This window comes from Sellimonas catena, from assembly GCF_027924685.1.
GTDB lineage: Bacteria > Bacillota > Clostridia > Lachnospirales > Lachnospiraceae > Sellimonas > Sellimonas catena.
Genome location: NZ_BSBO01000014.1, coordinates 50,655 through 69,071, shown reverse-complemented (window position 1 = coordinate 69,071; position 18,417 = coordinate 50,655). Strand labels below are relative to the sequence as shown.

Annotated in this window: 16 protein-coding genes and 1 tRNA gene; 13 read left to right on the top strand and 4 right to left on the bottom strand. The window is 47.9% G+C overall.

All coding sequences use genetic code 11. From position 1 onward, the window contains the following. Positions 1-28: 28 nt before the first annotated feature. Positions 29-640 carry a carbohydrate-binding family 9-like protein gene (locus Selli1_RS08150; protein WP_191427263.1) on the bottom strand — a complete coding sequence of 204 codons (612 nt, stop codon included), beginning with the start codon at positions 638-640 and terminating at the stop codon, positions 29-31. Continuing rightward, entirely contained in the window at positions 640-1,509 is an 870-nt protein-coding gene (locus tag Selli1_RS08145; protein ID WP_087254632.1) for a class I SAM-dependent methyltransferase, read from the bottom strand. Before Selli1_RS08145 ends, Selli1_RS08150 begins: the two co-directional genes overlap by 1 nt. A gap of 253 nt (positions 1,510-1,762) precedes the next feature. Here Selli1_RS08145 and yedF point away from each other — a divergent pair, with 253 nt between their 5' ends. The 10 genes from yedF to Selli1_RS08095 all read left to right on the top strand — a co-directional run bounded on the left by yedF (position 1,763) and on the right by Selli1_RS08095 (position 12,837). Continuing rightward, positions 1,763-2,371: a sulfurtransferase-like selenium metabolism protein YedF gene (gene yedF / locus Selli1_RS08140; RefSeq protein WP_191433809.1), complete on the top strand. Its 609-nt coding sequence runs from the start codon at positions 1,763-1,765 to the stop codon at positions 2,369-2,371. Positions 2,372-2,539: 168 nt separating this feature from the next. Continuing rightward, positions 2,540-3,589: a selenide, water dikinase SelD gene (selD, locus tag Selli1_RS08135; RefSeq protein ID WP_087168704.1), complete on the top strand. Its 1,050-nt coding sequence runs from the start codon at positions 2,540-2,542 to the stop codon at positions 3,587-3,589. A gap of 27 nt (positions 3,590-3,616) precedes the next feature. Beyond that, positions 3,617-5,011 (top strand): L-seryl-tRNA(Sec) selenium transferase, encoded by a 1,395-nt coding sequence (gene selA, locus Selli1_RS08130; protein ID WP_281845821.1) that lies wholly within the window; start codon positions 3,617-3,619, stop codon positions 5,009-5,011. Positions 5,012-5,041: 30 nt separating this feature from the next. Next, a complete protein-coding gene (selB, locus tag Selli1_RS08125) occupies positions 5,042-6,958 on the top strand; it encodes a selenocysteine-specific translation elongation factor (protein ID WP_281872695.1) in 1,917 nt (638 codons plus the stop codon). Next, the gene (locus tag Selli1_RS08120; protein ID WP_087168702.1) at positions 6,955-7,860 is read left to right on the top strand and encodes a selenium metabolism-associated LysR family transcriptional regulator; all 906 of its coding nucleotides are present in this window, start codon (positions 6,955-6,957) and stop codon (positions 7,858-7,860) included. The genes selB and Selli1_RS08120 overlap by 4 nt, the downstream gene beginning before the upstream one ends. 114 nt (positions 7,861-7,974) lie before the next feature. Continuing rightward, positions 7,975-9,114 (top strand): aminotransferase class V-fold PLP-dependent enzyme, encoded by a 1,140-nt coding sequence (locus tag Selli1_RS08115; protein ID WP_087168701.1) that lies wholly within the window; start codon positions 7,975-7,977, stop codon positions 9,112-9,114. Positions 9,115-9,132: 18 nt separating this feature from the next. Beyond that, positions 9,133-10,233 carry a YedE family putative selenium transporter gene (yedE, locus tag Selli1_RS08110; RefSeq protein WP_087168700.1) on the top strand — a complete coding sequence of 367 codons (1,101 nt, stop codon included), beginning with the start codon at positions 9,133-9,135 and terminating at the stop codon, positions 10,231-10,233. 52 nt (positions 10,234-10,285) lie between these two features. Further along, a complete protein-coding gene (locus tag Selli1_RS08105; protein ID WP_087168699.1) occupies positions 10,286-10,492 on the top strand; it encodes a sulfurtransferase TusA family protein in 207 nt (68 codons plus the stop codon). Beyond that, a complete protein-coding gene (locus Selli1_RS08100) occupies positions 10,489-10,725 on the top strand; it encodes a putative Se/S carrier protein (RefSeq protein ID WP_087254621.1) in 237 nt (78 codons plus the stop codon). Before Selli1_RS08105 ends, Selli1_RS08100 begins: the two co-directional genes overlap by 4 nt. 129 nt (positions 10,726-10,854) lie before the next feature. Continuing rightward, the gene (locus Selli1_RS08095) at positions 10,855-12,837 is read left to right on the top strand and encodes a sodium-translocating pyrophosphatase (RefSeq protein ID WP_087168723.1); all 1,983 of its coding nucleotides are present in this window, start codon (positions 10,855-10,857) and stop codon (positions 12,835-12,837) included. A gap of 43 nt (positions 12,838-12,880) precedes the next feature. Here Selli1_RS08095 and Selli1_RS08090 read toward each other — a convergent pair whose 3' ends face one another. Both Selli1_RS08090 and Selli1_RS08085 read right to left on the bottom strand, forming a co-directional pair. Next, positions 12,881-13,468, bottom strand: coding sequence for a TetR/AcrR family transcriptional regulator (locus Selli1_RS08090; protein ID WP_087168697.1), 588 nt, complete (start codon positions 13,466-13,468; stop codon positions 12,881-12,883). A 34-nt stretch (positions 13,469-13,502) separates the two neighbouring features. Continuing rightward, a complete protein-coding gene (locus tag Selli1_RS08085; RefSeq protein ID WP_087168696.1) occupies positions 13,503-14,540 on the bottom strand; it encodes a proline racemase family protein in 1,038 nt (345 codons plus the stop codon). A gap of 309 nt (positions 14,541-14,849) precedes the next feature. Between Selli1_RS08085 and Selli1_RS08080 the strand changes: the two genes are divergently transcribed. The 3 genes from Selli1_RS08080 (at position 14,850) to prdA (ending at position 18,415) form a co-directional block, all read left to right on the top strand. Next, positions 14,850-14,947: transfer RNA gene (locus Selli1_RS08080), tRNA-Sec, on the top strand. Positions 14,948-15,128: 181 nt separating this feature from the next. Next, positions 15,129-16,457, top strand: coding sequence for a proline reductase-associated electron transfer protein PrdC (gene prdC, locus Selli1_RS08075; protein ID WP_087168695.1), 1,329 nt, complete (start codon positions 15,129-15,131; stop codon positions 16,455-16,457). Positions 16,458-16,564: 107 nt separating this feature from the next. Continuing rightward, on the top strand, positions 16,565-18,415 hold the full coding sequence (gene prdA, locus Selli1_RS08070; protein WP_087168694.1) for a D-proline reductase (dithiol) proprotein PrdA: 1,851 nt from the start codon (positions 16,565-16,567) through the stop codon (positions 18,413-18,415). Positions 18,416-18,417 lie beyond the last annotated feature (2 nt).

Genomic DNA, 18,417 nt, shown 5'->3' with positions numbered 1-18,417 from the left:
GTATAACACATAAAAAGAGAAAGTACTTTCAAAACGTGGCTTTTTCAAAAAATTCCGGTCTGTGAAAATCCGGAGCGTCTGACAGGAGGGGCGAAAATGCAGCGTAATGCTCGATGGACGGATCTTCCGAAATCTTATAAAAGTTGCAGGAAAAGGTATCGGGAAGACTGGATTTTGTGATTCCGTAAATCTGTTCCAAAAGGGAAAGCGGAAGATGGAAGGTCAGTTTCCAGCAGTCCGGCATCAGACGGACATGGTGTGACAGCGCACGGCATTCTGCTTCCGAAAACAGGGTACGGCCGGTACGGGCAAATCCGTACTGGGCAAGGAGAGCGCCGTTTGCGTTGAATTCCAGATTGATATACGGAGAGAGTTTCCGGCTTCGCTTTCCGGAAAACGGGAAGTGAAAAAACGCTTCCATGGCACTGTCCAGGTAAACAGGAACCTGAAAGCCGGTCTGACGGCGGAGCGGATCTGTCTCAAAACAGGTCATTTCCACGTAGAATCCGTCACCGGGCACATATCCGATCCGGCCTGTAACGGGAGGAGCAAATTTCGTCCCCCAGAGTAAATGGGACACCTCAAATGAGGTGCCCTCTGAAGATAACTGTTCCGGGAAGGAGAGGATCTGAATTTTCATTATGCCGAAACCCCGCTTTCCCAACGGCCGCTTGCCCCGCATGGAAGTACAAGACCGTTTGAAGAAACCGGAAGACCGATTTCCTGAGAGTCCACATGACCGTGGAACTGTTTCAACTCCGTGCCGAGCATATAGGTCAGAACTGCAGGAGCGAGGCCGGTTGTGTAAGAGTTGACAAGGAAAAACAGCGGCTTGTCGGACAGAATCTGTGTACACTTCCGGATCAGAGGATGAATGGCATCCTCGATCTTCCAGATCTCGCCTTTTGGTCCGCGGCCGTAGGAAGGCGGATCCATGATGATGGCATCATAATGATTTCCTCTGCGGATTTCTCTTTCGACAAATTTCATACAGTCGTCCACAAGCCAGCGGATCGGCGCGTCCGAAAGGCCGGAGGAAGCAGCATTTTCCTTTGCCCATGTGACCATGCCTTTGGAAGCGTCCACGTGAGTGACGTGCGCTCCGGCAGCGGCAGCCGCAAGAGTGGCTCCTCCGGTGTAGGCAAACAGGTTCAACACCTTGACCGGGCGTCCGGCGGAACGGATTTTTTCAGAGAACCAGTCCCAGTTTGCCGCCTGTTCAGGGAAGAGTCCCGTATGTTTAAAGCTGAAAGGCTTCAGATTAAAGGTCAGATCCCGGTAATGGATCTGCCATTGCTTCGGAAGGCTGAAGAATTCCCATTCTCCGCCGCCTTTTTTACTTCTGTGATAATGTGCGTTTGGATGATACCACCCGCGGTTTGTCTTTTCAGTATTCCAGATTACCTGCGGGTCCGGGCGGACCAGGATGTAATCACCCCAGCGTTCCAGCTTTTCCCCGCCGGAACAGTCTATGACTTCATAATCTTTCCAACCATCTGCAATCCACATGATTAACAATCCTTTCTATATCTGATATTTATCGTGACGGTGTGATTCCGTTTTGTGAATCCTCCATAATCCTGTTTATTATAGCAGTAAAGGAATAAAAGCTCAATGAAAAACACCCTTTTTGAGCCGAACCTATAGAAAAAGCAAATGATTGATATACGAAAAACCGATAAGTAAATCCGTTTACCGGCTATTTGCTTAGTGTTAAAATAATCGGTAGATATGGAACTAAACAGGAAAGGTGGAACAAGAAATGATCAAAGTAAACGCAATCGGAGATAATTGTCCGATTCCTGTAATTAAAACAAAGAAAGCAATGAAGGAGCTGACAGGACCGGATACAATCGAAGTACTGGTAGATAACGAAATCGCTGTTCAGAATGTGACAAAGATGGCTCAGTCCTCAGGCGGAAAAGTAACATCCGAAAAGAATGCGGAAAAAGAATACCGCATCCTGATTGAGATGGAAGGTGCACCGGCAGCAGAAGAGGCTGAAGAAGAGGTTTCCTGCACACCGGACAAGAGAGGAAATACGATCGTTGTCGTATCTTCGGACAAGATGGGAAGCGGAAACGAGGAGCTGGGAAAAGTCCTGATGAAAAGTTTCCTCTTTGCGGTGACACAGCTTGAGGAGCTGCCAAAGACCATGCTCTTTTATAATGGAGGCGCGACACTGACGACAGAGGAGTCCGACTCTCTGGAAGATCTGAAGAATCTGGAGGCACAGGGCGTTGAGATCATGACGTGCGGAACATGTCTTGATTACTATGGACTGAAAGAGAAGCTGGCTGTCGGAACAGTAACAAATATGTACAGCATTGTAGAGACGATGGAACAGGCATCAAAAGTGATCAGACCATAAAGACAACAGTATGGAAGTATACATCAGGATCGGCATCAGACTGTGCTGATCCTGATATTTTTTTGACGGGAAACGTAGATTTTTGGTTGATCTTGTTTCGGTTTATGATATAATAAAAAAGTTATAAGTTTTTTCTATAAGTACATGCGAAAGGAGAAGAAGAAAAAGATGATTCAGGATGTGAAATTGACACAAATGACAAAGACGGCGGGGTGAGCCGCCAAGATAGGTCCTGAGACCCTTGCCCAGGTTCTGGGTAAGCTACCGAAATTCCATGATGACAACCTGATCGTCGGAATCGAGACAGCGGATGATGCTGCGATCTACAAGGTGACAGATGACATCGCCATGATCCAGACGGTTGATTTCTTCACTCCGATCGTAGATGATCCATATATGTTCGGCCAGATTGCGGCAGCCAATTCGTTAAGCGATGTGTGGGCCATGGGAGGAGAGCCGAAGGTGGCGCTTAACATCGTCGGATTCCCGAACTGTCTGGATCCGTCCATTTTAGGAGAAATCTTAAAAGGCGGAGCGGACAAGGTGATGGAAGCAGGCGCCGTGCTGGTGGGCGGACACACCATTCAGGATGATGAACCGAAATACGGACTCTGTGTTTCCGGATTCGTTCATCCGAAGAAGATTTTTAAAAATTACGGCTGCAGGCCGGGAGATAAGCTTATTCTGACAAAGCAGATTGGAAACGGTATCGTCAATACGGCGATCAAAGCGGAGATGGCTTCTGAAAGAGCGATCAAGGAGGCAGAGACTGTCATGTCTTCTCTCAACAAGAAAGCGAAAGAGGTTGTGGAGAAGTATGACGTATCCGCCTGCACGGACGTGACAGGATTCGGGCTTCTTGGACACGGGGCCGAGATGGCAACTGCAAGCGGAGTGTGCCTGAATCTGGATGTGAGAAAGATCCCGTATTTTGCGGATGCGGTTGAGTATGCAAAGATGGGACTGATTCCGGCAGGGGCGTATAAAAACAGAGGACATTCCGGACAGTATGTGGATATCGGCAGTACGCCGGAACACTACGTGGATCTTCTTTATGATCCGCAGACATCCGGAGGGCTTCTGATCAGCGTTGCGCCGGAGCAGGCAGATGCTGTCATGGAAGATTTTGAGAAAAAGGGACTGGATACCAGGGTGGCCATGATAGGCGAAGTATCGGAAAAAGATCAGGAGGACAACACATTCATCCGGCTTGTATAGATGCCGGAGAATGGAAAAGAGACGAAAATGGACAAAAATATTTTTTACCGCAGTATTCCGAAGGTGGATATACTGCTGGAAGATGAAAGAATCCAAAACGCAGCTTCGATTTATGAACGAGACACGGTGATGGATGCTATCAGGGAGCAGACAGAGTATGTGCGCGGACTGATCCGGACATGCGACGAAGAGGAGACGATCCGCCGCGAAATTGACAATCTGATTCCGGATATTATCCGGCGGGTGGAGAAGATGCATACGCCGGATATGCGCCCGGTGATCAATGCGACAGGTACGATTCTCCACACCAATCTGGGACGTGCCCCGATCAGCAGGGAGCATATGGCAAGGCTTGCGGAAGTAGCATGCGGATACTCCAATCTGGAGTATGATCTGGAGGCCGGCAGACGTGGGGAGCGGTACTCTCACTTTGAGAAGCTTCTCTGCAAGATTACGGGAGCGGAGGCTGCCATGGCAGTCAATAATAATGCTTCTGCCGTTATGCTGATTTTAAGTTCCATGGCAAAAGGAGGAGAGGTTGTCGTATCCAGAGGAGAGCTTGTGGAAATCGGCGGGAAATTCAGGATTCCGGACGTGATGGAGCAAAGCGGAGCCAGACTTGTGGAAGTGGGAACGACGAATAAGACTCACTATTCTGATTACGCGGATGCTGTCACAGAGGAGACGAAAGCTTTTCTGAAGGTTCACACAAGTAATTACCGGATTGTCGGATTTACCGAGTACGTAGGCATCGACGATCTGATTCCGCTGGGACAGGAGTATGATCTTCCGATTATCGAAGACCTCGGAAGCGGTGTACTCATTGATCTGAGTAAATACGGACTGACTTATGAGCCGACGGTACAGGATTCCATCCGGAAGGGAGCGGATGTAGTCTGCTTCAGCGGGGACAAGCTTCTTGGAGGACCGCAGGCGGGAATTATCGTCGGAAAGAAAAAATACATTGATAAAATGAAGAAGAACCAGCTGACAAGAGCCCTCCGTATCGACAAGTTTACGGCGACGGCGCTGGAGCTGGTATTACAGGAATATTTAAGCGAAGAAAACGCGGTAAACAAGATTCCGGTTCTTCGCATGATTACAAAATCTGCCGAAGAGGTGGAAAAGTCTGCAAGACGATTTAAACGGATGCTGGAAAGAAAAGGACTTAAGGCGGCTATCACTCTTCAGAAGTGTGAATCCCAGATCGGAGGGGGATCTCTTCCGCTTGAGAGGATTCCGAGTATGGCTGTCGGCATCCGCCCGGAAACGATGAGTGTTCCGGAGCTTGAGACGGCAATGCGCCATCTGGAGGTTCCGATCATCCCAAGGACGGTCAACGATACGATTCTGATGGATGTGAGGACCATCGAGGAAGACCGGATGAAGCTTGCGGCAGACGAGTTAAAGCAGATATTATAATTACGATAGAGACAGTGGGAATGAAATAACATGAAACACATTATCATAGGAACAGCCGGTCATATTGACCATGGAAAGACGACGCTGATCAAGGCGCTGACAGGAAGAAATACAGACCGATGGGAAGAAGAGCAGAGAAGAGGGATCACGATCGATCTTGGATTTACCTACTTCGACCTTCCAAACGGCGACCGGGCAGGGATTATCGACGTGCCGGGACATGAGCGTTTTATCAACAATATGGTTGCAGGCGTGGTAGGGATGGATCTGGTCATGCTTGTAATCGCGGCGGATGAGGGAATCATGCCGCAGACAAGAGAACATATGGACATTCTTGGCGAGCTTGGTATTGAGAAGAGTATCATTGTCCTCAACAAATGCGATCTTGTGGATGAAGAGTGGATGGAGCTTGTTGAGGAGGAAGTGCGTGAGGAACTGCATGGCACATTCCTTGAGAATGCACCGATTGTAAAGGTATCCGCCGCTACAGGAGAGGGGCTGCCTGATCTTATCGATACGATCCAGCGGATGACGGAAAATGAAGTGACGGAAAAAGATATTCATACGATCCCGAGACTTCCGATTGACCGTGCGTTTACCATATCCGGATTCGGGACAATCATTACCGGAACCCTGCTTGCGGGGACAATCCGGAAAGAGGATACCCTTTGCATGTATCCGATCGGAAAAGAATGTAAAATCCGGAATATCCAGGTCCACGGCGAAAATGTGGATGTCTGCTATGCCGGACAGCGTGTGGCCATCAATCTCTCCAACATCAAAAAGTCTGAGATCAAGAGGGGCTGTGTTCTTGCGCCACCGAAAAATATGAAAAATACAGATCTTCTGGACGTAAGGCTCAATGTCCTTCCATCTTCCATGAGGATCCTTACCAATAATGCAAGACTTCACCTGTTTACAGGGACAAGCGAAGTTCTATGCCGTGCCGTCCTGCTTGATAAAGAGGAGATCGGACCGGGCGAGAGCGGCTTTGTGCAGCTGCGTCTGGAGGAGGAGATCGCCGTGCGAAGAGGCGACCGGTTTGTTGTGCGCTTCTATTCTCCAATGGAGACCATCGGGGGCGGCGTGATTCTGGAGCCGAATCCGAAATGGAAGAAGAGATTCCAGCCGGATGTGATTGAGGAACTGAAGAAAAAAGAGTCCGGCTCCTCTGCTGATGTGATCGAGCTTCATATCCGCCAGCATGACAAGACTATGGTGACAGTTGCGGAACTGGCCAAGATCACTGCGCTTGCACCGGAGGAAGTGGAGGAAGATGTAAAAGAGCTGCAGGCGGCAGGACAGATTCATGTGTTCCCTATGAAGAAAGATACCTATGTATGGCACAGAAGTTCGCAGGAGAGCATGACAGAGTCCATTTTAAAAGAGCTGGAAGGATTCCATAAGGCTCATCCGTACCGGCCGGGTATGCCGAAGGCAGAAGTGCATATGCGCTTTATGAAGCAGGTCAAGCCAAATGTATTTGACATGTATATTGAAATGCTGATAAATGAGAGAAAGATCGGACGCAGCGGAGAGTACCTCCATGCCCCGGCTTATGAGATACCAAAAGATGCGGTATTTGAGAAAGCATCCCGGACGATTCTTGAGACCTTTGAGAAAGCGGGGTATGATTTTGTCCGTTTTTCAGAGATCGTATTTCCGAAGCTCCCGGACGGAGTGAAGGAAGATGTGCTTCAGGTGCTGATTTCCGACGGAACTGTCGTAAAGATCAACGATGAAATGTATACACTGGCGTCCTATATGGAGAAAGCAAAAGCAAAGATTATTGAGAAACTTCAGAAGGACGGTTTGATTACGATTGCTGAGGTGCGGGATATGCTTGGAACAAGCCGGAAGAGCGCCAAGCCGATCCTGGAATATATGGACAGCCAGAAAGTGACTAAGAAAACAGGAGCAGAGAGCGAAAGGGTTGCATATTTATGAATTTAAAACAGTTGGAGGCATTCGTATGTGTTGCAGATAAGAAGAGCTTTTCCAAAGCGGCAAGGGAGCTGTATCTGACACAGCCGACGATCAGCGCACATATTGCCTCGTTGGAAAAGGAGCTGGATGCAAGGCTGTTTATCAGAAATACAAAAGAGGTGAGTCTGTCCGAGGATGGAACCGTTCTCTACAGCTACGCAAAACAGATGATTGATCTGGAAGAGCAGATTGAGGCATGTTTCTGCGGAGAGAGACAGTCGGATGTCAGAAAGATCACAATTGCGGCATCCACAATTCCGGCGCAGTATATTCTGCCGGGGATTTTGGCAAGGTTCATTGAGAAATATCCGAAAGAGCAGTTTAAGGTCATTGAGACGGACAGTTCCAAAGTGATCGAACTGATCTCCGGGGGAGCGGCTGATATCGGGTTTTCCGGAACTGTTCTCGAGAGGAAGTTCTGCAAATATATTCCTTTCTATAAGGATGAACTGATTATCATTATGCCGAATACGGAAAAGTATCAGGCGCTTATGGAGCAGGAAAATCTGGACTGGCTGAAATCAGAATCCTATATCATGAGGGAGGAAGGATCCGGGACACGAAAGGAAGCGGAAAAACAGCTGAAACGCTACGGGATCGATGTGGATCAGCTTACCGTAGTCGCAAGTATGGAGAGCCAGGAGGCAATTAAACGTTCCGTCATGAACGGAATGGGAATTTCCATTATCTCCAGACTGGCAGCGGAAGAAGAGGTCAGAACAGGAAAGGTGCTTTGCCGCAAGGTGCCGGGTGAAGGAGAAGGCCGGGATCTGAATGTCGTTTACAATAAAAACTTTCACCTTTCAAAATCCGCTGAGCGGTTTATTAAAGTAGTGAAAGAAATGTATCAAATTCACAAGTAATTACAGATTGCCAATTTATAGAATGTTTCTATAAATTGGCAATTTTCATAGGGTTTTTAAATTAGACTGGATTTGATAAAAAAGATATACTAGAGGTAATGGGAGGGAGAGACTATGATTTATCTTGATAATGCGGCGACTACGATGCATAAGCCGCAGGAAGTGATCGATGCGGTTGTAAATGCAATGGGTTCCCTCGGAAATGCAGGGCGTGGTGCCAATACAGCATCTCTGGGGGCGGCGCGGATCATTTATGAAGCAAGAGAGCGCCTGGCAAAGCTCTTTGGTGCGGAGGATCCGAAGCAGATCGCGTTTACATCCAATTCTACCGAAAGCCTGAATACGGCAATCCGGGGATTGATAGATCCTGGAGATCATGTAATTACGACTGTGCTGGAGCATAATTCTGTCCTCAGGCCGATCTATGATCTTCAGGAAAAAGGAGTGGAAGTGACCTTTGTAAAGAGTGATGACAAGGGCAGGATCTGTTATGAAGAAATCGAGCAGGCAATCCGTCCAGAGACAAAGGCCATCGTGACGACACACGGATCCAATCTGACGGGAAATCTGGTTGATATTGGAAGGATCGGAAAGATGGCACATGACCATGGTGTTCTCTATATTGTGGATGCATCCCAGACGGCGGGGGTTTTCCCGATTGATGTCAAAGCCATGCATGTGGATGTACTCTGCTTTACAGGACACAAAGGACTCCTGGGCCCGCAGGGAACCGGTGGGCTTTATGTGAGAGAAGGACTGAAGATTCGTCCGCTGAAGATGGGAGGAAGCGGAGTACAGACATACAATCATCATCATCCGTCTGAAATGCCGACGGCACTGGAGGCAGGCACACTCAACGGGCATGGAATCGCAGGACTGAATGCGGCACTCGGCTACATCGAACGTGTTGGGATTGATACGATCCGCAGAACCGAGCAGAAGTGGATGCGGATGTTTTACGAGGGGGTAAAAGATATTCCCGGCGTGAAAATCTACGGTGATTTCGAGACGGAAGAGAGATGCCCGATCGTTACACTGAATATCGGGGATTATGATTCCGCGGAAGTCAGCGACGAACTTCTGATGACGTACGACATTTCCACGAGACCGGGCGGACACTGCGCACCTTTGATGCATGAAGCGCTCGGTACGGTAGAACAGGGATCCGTACGCTTCAGCTTCTCCCATTTCAATACTGAGGAAGAGATTCAGACTGCCATCCGTGCAGTAGAAGAACTCGCGAAAGAAGAATAAGGAACAGGAGGAAAGAGAATGAATTTATCTGACTCAAAGAAAAAACTGGCGCTTGCCGGCGTTGTCTGCGGTATCGTTGCTGCAGTTCTGGCGGCAACAGGAAATCCGGCGAATATGGCGATCTGTATCGCATGTTTTGTCAGGGACACTGCAGGAGCTCTGAAATTCCACAGCGCGGCGGCAGTACAGTATGCCAGACCTGAAATTGTAGGAATTGTGCTGGGAGCATTTGCGATCTCATTAGCGACAAAGGAATACCGGTCTACCGGAGGATCTTCTCCGATGATCCGTTTTGTCCTTGGAATGATCATTATGATCGGTTCTCTTGCATTCCTTGGCTGCCCGCTTCGTATGGTACTCCGTATGTCAGCAGGTGACCTGAATGCATGGGTTGCCCTGATCGGATTTGCTGCCGGCGTTGCAACAGGAGCATTTTTCCTGAAGAAAGGATTCAGCCTTGGACGGGCACATGAGACCAATGCCGCAAGTGGTACAGTACTTCCGATTCTGATGGTGGGAATTCTGATTTTAAGCGTATGCACAACACTGCTTGCTGCATCAGAGCCGGGGGCAGGACCGGGAGCCCTTCACGCCCCGATTCTGATTTCTCTGATCGGTGGTTTGATCTTTGGAGCTTTTGCGCAGAAATCCAGAATGTGTTTTGCGGGAAGTATCCGTGATATTATTCTTGTCAAAAGTTTCGATCTGATTTCTGTTATCGTAGGACTGTTTGCAGTTATGCTGATTTATAATATCGCAACAGGCGGATTCCACCTCGGATTCAGTGGACAGCCGATCGCACATTCCGCGCATCTGTGGAATATTCTCGGGATGTATGCGGTAGGATTCGCGGCAGTACTTGCCGGTGGATGTCCTCTTCGCCAGCTCGTTCTGGCAGGACAGGGATCTTCCGATTCCGCAGTCACGGTACTGGGACTGTTTGTCGGCGCTGCTGTATCACATAACTTTGGACTGGCAGGCGCGGCAGCAAGTGCGGCAACTGCAGACAAGGCAGCGTCCGCAGGCGGAGTCAGCACAGCAGGTCAGATTGCAGTTGTCATCTGTATTGTCGTATGTTTCATAATTGCATTGACAAATAAGCGGAAAATGGCGAAATAGTATGGTATTTTAATGAAATGTATGTTATTCTATGAGAAAGGATGATAATGAAATGAAGGAAGTAGATGCAAGAGGACTTTCCTGTCCGGAACCGATCATGCTGACAGCAGAGGCGATCAAAGGAACGACGGAGCCGGTAAAGGTACTTGTAAGCGAACCTCATCAGAGAACGAATGTAGAGAAATTCGCGAAAGATAAAGGCAAGAAGGTTACCGTGACGGAAAAGGGCTCTGAATTTGAAATAGTGATTGAATCATGAGAAAGAAAGAATTAAAGCTGGTAGTGACATTCCATACGACAGCAGATGCTATGGCAATGGAAAAGACTTGTAAAGAACATGAAGTGAATGGCAGACTGATCCCTGTACCAAGGGCGATTTCGGCGGGATGCGGACTTGCCTGGTGTGCGGATCTTACGGACAGGGATTCGGTGCTTGACATCATGGATCAGGTGGGAATTGAACACGAAGAGCTTCACGAATGTATGGTATAATCAGGAGAAAACCGGATTTTCATTATGAAAATCCGGTTTTGCTTTTTGGGGGACAAATTTCCGCGGGGCGGGCTGTTCTGTAAAAGCAGAAAGTACAGCAAAGTCATGAAATTGAGAGGAGGAGATGATATGACATTAATGCTGAAAGTAGTTCCTGTATTTGCTGCAGCGGCACTTCTGTTTGCGGTTTATCTGGCGCTTAAGGTTTCCAGACAGGAGGCAGGAACCAGGAGAATGCGGGAGATTTCCGAAGCCATTGCGGAAGGAGCGGGAGCTTTCCTGATGGCGGAATACCGGATTCTGATAGTCTTTGTTGTAGTGCTGTTTGTCCTGATCGGTATTGGAACGAGAAGCCTTGTAACGGCCGTGTGCTTTGTAGCAGGTGCTCTGTTTTCGACACTTGCCGGTTACTTTGGAATGCAGGTGGCGACAAAGGCAAATGTCCGAACGGCAAATGCGGCAATGAAATCCGGTATGAACCGGGCTCTTTCCATAGCATTTTCCGGTGGAGCCGTGATGGGGCTTTGTGTGGCAGGTCTCGGGGTTCTTGGTGTCAGCATGATTTATCTGATTACCGGAAATATTGATGTGCTCTCCGGATTCAGCTTCGGAGCATCTTCCATCGCACTGTTTGCCCGTGTGGGAGGCGGTATCTATACGAAGGCGGCAGATGTTGGCGCTGACCTGGTCGGAAAAGTAGAGGCCGGAATACCGGAAGATGATCCGAGAAATCCGGCTGTCATCGCGGACAATGTCGGAGATAATGTCGGAGACGTGGCCGGAATGGGAGCTGACCTTTTTGAGTCTTATGTAGGGGCATTGATTTCGGCTCTGACACTTGGAATCGTATATCATGAGACTGCAGGCGTCGCGTATCCGCTCGTGATTTCCGGGCTTGGACTGATTGCGTCTGTTCTTGCGACCTTCTTTGTAAAAGGAGATGAAAAGTCGAATCCGCACAGAGCTCTTAAGATGGGAACGTATGTATCAAGCGCACTGGTGGTTGTTGTGTCGCTTGTCTTCAGCCTTGCGTTCTTTGGCAGCCTCAGGATGGCGGGAGCGGTGATTTCCGGTCTTGCTGTGGGCCTGCTGATCGGAATTATCACAGAAATTTATACATCAGCAGATTATAATTCGGTAAAAGAGATTGGAAAGCAGTCAGAGACAGGAGCGGCGACAACGATTATCAGCGGTATGGCTGTCGGAATGAAATCGACAGCGGCGCCGGTTCTTCTGATCTGTGTCGGTATTTTTGCGGCATACCAGTGCAGCGGTCTTTATGGAATTGCGCTGGCCGCAGTAGGAATGCTGTCTACAACGGCTATTACTGTTGCGGTGGATGCCTATGGCCCTATCGCGGATAATGCGGGAGGTATTGCAGAGATGGCGGGGCTGGACGAATCGGTCCGTCAGATTACGGATAAGCTCGATTCCGTTGGAAATACGACAGCGGCGATAGGAAAAGGATTTGCCATTGGTTCTGCAGCCCTGACCGCGCTGGCATTGTTTGTGTCCTACGCTGAGGCAGTCAGGCTGGATCAGATTGATATTCTGGACAACAGAGTTATTATCGGACTTTTTATTGGAGGAATGCTGCCGTTTCTATTCTCGTCCATGACAATGCAGAGTGTATCGAAAGCAGCATACCAGATGATCGAAGAAGTAAGAAGACAGTTTAAGGCAATGCCGGGGATTATGGACGGTACAGAAAAACCTGATTATAAATCCTGTGTGGCAATTTCTACAACAGCAGCCTTGAAGGAAATGCTGATCCCGGGAATTATGGCGGTCGCATCTCCGGTAGTAACAGGGCTGATCCTTGGAACGGGGGCGCTGGGCGGTCTTCTGGCAGGAGCGCTTGTAACCGGTGTCCTGATGGCCATTTTCATGTCCAATGCAGGCGGAGCCTGGGATAACGCAAAAAAATATATTGAGGACGGACATCACGGTGGAAAGGGAAGTGAGGCGCATAAAGCGGCAGTAGTCGGAGATACCGTGGGTGATCCTTTCAAAGATACCTCGGGGCCGTCTATTAATATTCTGATCAAACTGATGACAATTGTTTCGCTGGTGTTTGCACCGTTGTTCCTTTCGGTCGGCAGTCTTTTGTAAAAAAGAAAAAAGAGAATCCTGCACGAAAAGTGCAGGATTCTCTTTAAATACCATGAACAAATGTATCCAGTACGTGGGGCAGAAGACGACCGCTGTACTCGGACAGGGAATATGTACCCCGGCATAATGCCCAGTCATAAATCATGGAACGCTCATACATGGCGTAAATCTTGAGCAGTTCATCGACAGTACAGCCGGGATGAAACTCTCCGGTTTCCACCGCGTGTTCCAGGATCTCTCTCAGCCAGGTAAAGTACAGACGCTGCTCGTCAAGAAGCGACCGGTGGTCTTTTGTGACAAGCTGAGAAGAATACAAAAACGCAATAAGATTAACATCAATGCTCGTTTCGATCATATGGAACAGTTCTCTGTTCAGATACAGAAGTGTATCATAGGCAGACAGATCCGGATCAATTTTTGACTGAAGATCTTCATATTTTGAGTCAAACAGATCGGAGATGGAATTCAGCAGTGCCTCTTTCCCCTTGAAGTAATGGTAAAAGGTTCCTTTTGATGTCTTGGAAAGAGCGATAATATCTTCTACGGTTGTTTTGTCATAGCCTTTTTTGTAAAAAAGATTCCATGCCGCTTTTACTATACGGCTTTTCGTGGAAGAACGTTTTCTTGGCATAAAAATCTGTGTCCTTTCTGCATGACTGTGAGGTCTAGTGACCTACGCGGAATCCGTATTTCAGCGGATCGTCCGGGTCAATGACGTAGGTGGAAAGACCTGTAACATAAGCAGATCCTGTAATCCGCGGAATAACAGCATTGTAATCGCCTACTTTTGCTTCACCGAGAATAACACCTTTGAACTGGGAGCCGATAAAGCTTTCGTATACGAAAGGTTCACCGATACCGATTTCACCTTTTGCGTACAGTGTGGCAAGTTTTGCGCTTGTACCTGTTCCGCACGGAGAACGGTCAGCCATATGATCGCCGAAGATTACAACATTTCTGCGGCTGCATCCAGGTGTATCTGTATGACAGTAGAACTCGGCAAGGTCTACAGTTGTAATGTCGAGCTCCGGATGTTTTACTTTTACTTCTTTGTTGACATTCTCCAGAAGCTTCATTCCAAAATCCTGAAGGAACGGAACAGTCTTGGAATCTACGTGAAGATTCAGGGACGGCTGTTCTGCATCGATAATGGCAAAGAAACTTCCGCCGAAGGAAATATCATAAGTAATTTCTCTTCCGTCTACGACTGTTTTGAGATTTTCTTTATAAAGGAATGCAGGTACGTTTGTCAAAGTAACGCTGACAACTTTTCCGTCTTTTACCTGAGCCTTTGTACGGATTAATCCGGCCGGAGCCTCAAGAACGACTTCTGTCTCAGGTTCTTTTGCTTCGATCAGTCCTGTTTCGATTACGGCTGTAACTGTACCGATTGTACCATGTCCGCACATGTTCAGATACTCTCCGGTATCCATGAAAATAACGCCGAAATCAGCTTCAGGGTTGACCGGTTCTGTCACAACAGCGCCAAACATGTCGTGATGTCCCCGTGGTTCAAACATCAAAGCCTGACGAAAATGATCGTAATGCTCTGCGAGATAGTTCTTTCTTTCAATCATGGTATTACCTTCCAGTTTCGGGAAACCGGAAACTACAATACGTGTAAATTCTCCGACTGTGTGTGTATCCACAGCTAAAAAAGATGCCTCAAAATTATCAAGATTTAATTTTGGGTTCAGTTCCATGATCAGATCCTCCTTAGAAAAAATACTTCATAAACTTTGATTGCCTATAGATAAAAGCGATAAATCTATCGGGCGGGACGCTGTACGGTATGCAGAAAAAAAATACCTGCGGCATAAGCCGGAAGCGGCAGGTGCCATATAGTAGACCGCATTCTAGTACGGCGTCTAGTAAGTTATTACAATTATGACTGAAAAGCCTTGAAAAGTCAACGGCTATTTGCTAAAATACAATTGACAAAAATTTAATTATTTTTCTGTTGAAATTTGCCGTCAAGTGTGGTAAATTGTCTATGCGAAAAAGCATAACATGGAGGTAGATGAGTAACTGGTGTGCTTCCTGGTCTTCAAAACCAGTGTAGGGCGTTAGGAGCGTCCTGGGTGGGTTCGATTCCCACATGCCTCCGCCAGAAAGAAAACAGGCCTGTAAATATGCGGGCTTCAGATATCAGCCGGGAAATGACCGCGCTGAGCATCTTATAGAAATCATCAATAAACAAACATTGCTGTGGATCACGACGGGAGACAGATCGTATATTGGAGACCGAGCTTATATCCCGTATAAAATATAAAGAAAAGGAGCATGTTGTTATGGGAAACATTCAACTTTTACTGCGTCAGCACGTAGGAGCGCCATGTGAACCGGTTGTAAAAGCCGGAGATGTGGTAAAAAAGGGTACACTTGTAGCAAAACCGACCGGACTTGGAGCGAACATCTTCTCCAGTGTTTACGGTGTGGTAGAAGAAGTAAAGGAAGATCGCATCGTGATCAGGCCGGATGAAGAACAGCCGGATGAGTACGAAAAGATTTCCGAGGGCACACCGCTTGAGATGGTGAAAGAAGCCGGAGTAGTCGGCATGGGCGGAGCAGGATTCCCGACAGGAATCAAGCTGGATGCGCATCTGGATCATGGCTATATTCTCATCAATGCAGCTGAGTGTGAGCCTGGTCTATACCATAATATCAGACAGATCGAGGCCGAGAGCGACAAGATCGTACGCGGCGTGAAATATTGTATGGATATCGCAGGCGCTGACAAAGCGATTTTTGCAATCAAGAAGAAAAATGAAAAAGCAGTAGAGACACTTCGGACTGCGATTAAAGATGAAGAAGCCATGACGATCCACCTTCTTCCGGATATCTACCCGATGGGAGAGGAAAGAGCGGTTGTCAGAGAGTGTCTTGGAATCGAGCTTGAGACGACACAGCTTCCATCCGCAGCCAATGCGGTAGTAGTCAATGTGGAGACAATCTCCAGAGTGGCAGAAGCTATCGAGGAGAGAAAGCCGTGCTTTGTCAAGAACATGACGGTAATCGGCAAGCTGAACGGCGGAAATGAACCGCATGTCTTCATGAATGTTCCTGTAGGGACAAGCGTTGGAGAGATGATCGAGCGTGCAGGCGGCATCGACGGCGTTTACGGCGAGATCATTATGGGCGGACCTTTCACAGGGAACCCGACAGATCTTGATGCTCCTGTAACAAAGACAACAGGCGGTATCATCGTGACGATCGACTTCCCGAACCTTCATGGTGCGAAAGTCGGACTGCTTGTCTGCGCATGCGGCGGAAGTGAAGCACGTATGAGAGATATCTGCGCAAAGATGAACGGTGTTGTAGCATCCGTGGCAAGATGTAAACAGGCTGTTGAGAACAAGCCGGGCGCACCGCTCAAATGTGAAAGACCGGGTAACTGCCCGGGACAGGCGAAGAATAACATCCAGTTCAAGAAAGACGGATGTGAATACATCATCATCGGTAACTGCTCCGACTGTTCCAATACAGTTATGGGATCTGCGCCTAAGATGAAACTGAAAGTATTCCACCAGACAGACCATGTCATGAGAACAATCGGACATCCATTATACAGATATCTGAGAGTTTCCAAACAGGTGGAACAGCTTCCGGAAGGAAAGTAAGAAAAGGTATGGCATAAAAGTACATCACATTCTGCGTCACCATGCGGTGTGGTTGTATATAGAAAACGGCGAAGAGCCGAAGGAGAAAATCAAGGAGGGAATGAAACATGTCAATTACAGCTGAAACAGCGAAAGCTCATGCAAAAGATCCGGCCGTGCTTTGCTGCAGGGCGGAAGAGGGCATCACAATCGAAGCTGCAAATCTTGAGGATCCGGCGATCTTTGATGATCTGGTAGATTCAGGACTTCTGAATCTGGAAGGCGTCCTTACGATTGAACAGGTTCTTGGTGCAAAACTGAAAAAAACATGTGATTCACTTACAGCACTTACACCGGATGTCGTAGAAGGATACAAAGAAGCTTCTGCGGAAGAACCGGTAAAAGAAGAAACAGCTGAAGAAGAAGCACCGGCAGTTCAGCCGGAAGTGTCGGCTCCGGCACCGGCAGCAGTACCGGGTGGAGTATTTAAACTCCATATCGGAGAAGGAAAAGATATCAATCTGGAAATCCCGGTTGGCATCATGGGAGGCTCTGCAGTAGCAGCAGCACCGGCTCCGGTGGCAGTAGCAGCGGCACCGGCAGCAGAAGAAAAAGAAGCAAGAGTGATGGGAACACTCACAAGAAAGCATTTCAAAATCACTGAAGTAAAGAGAGGACCGGAGACAAAGATCGACGGAACAGTGCTTTACATCCGTGAAGGAATCGAAGAAGAAGCAGCTGCAGGCCAGGAACTGGTAAACAGCTTAAAGATTGATATTATCACACCGGAGATGTACCACACATACTCCAACACAATCATGGACGTACAGCCGATTGCCACAAAAGAAGGCGAAGCTGAAATCGGAAATGGTGTAACACGTGTACTTGACGGCGTTGTTATGATGGTAACAGGTACAGATGCAAACGGCGTTCAGATCGGTGAGTTCGGTTCTTCCGAAGGATACCTGGATGAGAACATCATGTGGGGACGTCCGGGAGCACCGGATAAGGGTGAGATCTTCATCAAGACAGAAGTGATCATCAAAGAAGGAACAAACATGGAGCGTCCGGGCCCGCTCGCTGCACATACAGCGACAGACGTGATCACACAGGAGATCCGTGAAGCCCTTAAGAAACTGGACGACTCACTTGTTGTTGATACAGAGGAGTTTGAACATCTCAGACATCCTGGAAAGAAAAAAGTAGTCATCGTAAAAGAGATCATGGGACAGGGCGCTATGCATGATAACCTGATCCTTCCAATGGAGCCGGTAGGAGTACTTGGAGCGAAACCAAATGTAGACCTTGGAAACGTTCCGGTTATGACATCTCCGCTGGAAGTGCTTGATGGATGTATCCATGCACTGACATGTATCGGACCTGCATCCAAAGAGATGTCCAGACACTACTGGAGAGAGCCTCTCGTACTGGAAGCACTCCATGACGAAGAGCTTGACCTCTGCGGCGTTCTTTTCGTAGGAAGCCCGCAGATCAACGCAGAGAAGTTCTATGTATCCAAACGTGTCGGACAGACAGTAGAAGCTCTGGATGTTGACGGTGCATTTATCACAACAGAAGGCTTTGGAAATAACCACATTGATTTTGCAAGTCATCATGAGCAGATCGGAAAGAGAGGAATCCCGGTAGTTGGATTATCTTTCTGTGCTGTACAGGGTGCACTCGTTGTTGGAAATCCGTATATGACAAACATGGTTGACAACAATAAATCTGAATCCGGTATCGAAAATGAAGTTCTTGCATGCAACACACTGTGTAAAGAAGAAGCAGTACGTGCAATCGCAATGCTGAAAGCAGCAATGGCAGGCGAGGAAGTAAAACCGGCAGAAAAGAAATGGAATCCGAATGTCAAGGCAAACAACATCGAGATGATCGAAAAGGCAACAGGAACAAAGATTGATCTCGTTGCAAATGAGCAGTCTCTCCCGATGAGCCAGAAGAGAAAAGAAAAATACGATTAATA

What these genes read in the sequence shown, in the direction of transcription:
- Selli1_RS08150 (WP_191427263.1), bottom strand. Translation starts at nt 640, where the DNA reads ATGAAAATTCAGATCCTCTCCTTCCCGGAACAGTTATCTTCAGAGGGC.
- Selli1_RS08145 (WP_087254632.1), bottom strand. Translation starts at nt 1,509, where the DNA reads ATGTGGATTGCAGATGGTTGGAAAGATTATGAAGTCATAGACTGTTCC.
- yedF (WP_191433809.1), top strand. Translation starts at nt 1,763, where the DNA reads ATGATCAAAGTAAACGCAATCGGAGATAATTGTCCGATTCCTGTAATT.
- selA (WP_281845821.1), top strand. Translation starts at nt 3,617, where the DNA reads ATGGACAAAAATATTTTTTACCGCAGTATTCCGAAGGTGGATATACTG.
- selB (WP_281872695.1), top strand. Translation starts at nt 5,042, where the DNA reads ATGAAACACATTATCATAGGAACAGCCGGTCATATTGACCATGGAAAG.
- Selli1_RS08120 (WP_087168702.1), top strand. Translation starts at nt 6,955, where the DNA reads ATGAATTTAAAACAGTTGGAGGCATTCGTATGTGTTGCAGATAAGAAG.
- Selli1_RS08115 (WP_087168701.1), top strand. Translation starts at nt 7,975, where the DNA reads ATGATTTATCTTGATAATGCGGCGACTACGATGCATAAGCCGCAGGAA.
- yedE (WP_087168700.1), top strand. Translation starts at nt 9,133, where the DNA reads ATGAATTTATCTGACTCAAAGAAAAAACTGGCGCTTGCCGGCGTTGTC.
- Selli1_RS08105 (WP_087168699.1), top strand. Translation starts at nt 10,286, where the DNA reads ATGAAGGAAGTAGATGCAAGAGGACTTTCCTGTCCGGAACCGATCATG.
- Selli1_RS08100 (WP_087254621.1), top strand. Translation starts at nt 10,489, where the DNA reads ATGAGAAAGAAAGAATTAAAGCTGGTAGTGACATTCCATACGACAGCA.
- Selli1_RS08095 (WP_087168723.1), top strand. Translation starts at nt 10,855, where the DNA reads ATGACATTAATGCTGAAAGTAGTTCCTGTATTTGCTGCAGCGGCACTT.
- Selli1_RS08090 (WP_087168697.1), bottom strand. Translation starts at nt 13,468, where the DNA reads ATGCCAAGAAAACGTTCTTCCACGAAAAGCCGTATAGTAAAAGCGGCA.
- Selli1_RS08085 (WP_087168696.1), bottom strand. Translation starts at nt 14,540, where the DNA reads ATGGAACTGAACCCAAAATTAAATCTTGATAATTTTGAGGCATCTTTT.
- prdC (WP_087168695.1), top strand. Translation starts at nt 15,129, where the DNA reads ATGGGAAACATTCAACTTTTACTGCGTCAGCACGTAGGAGCGCCATGT.
- prdA (WP_087168694.1), top strand. Translation starts at nt 16,565, where the DNA reads ATGTCAATTACAGCTGAAACAGCGAAAGCTCATGCAAAAGATCCGGCC.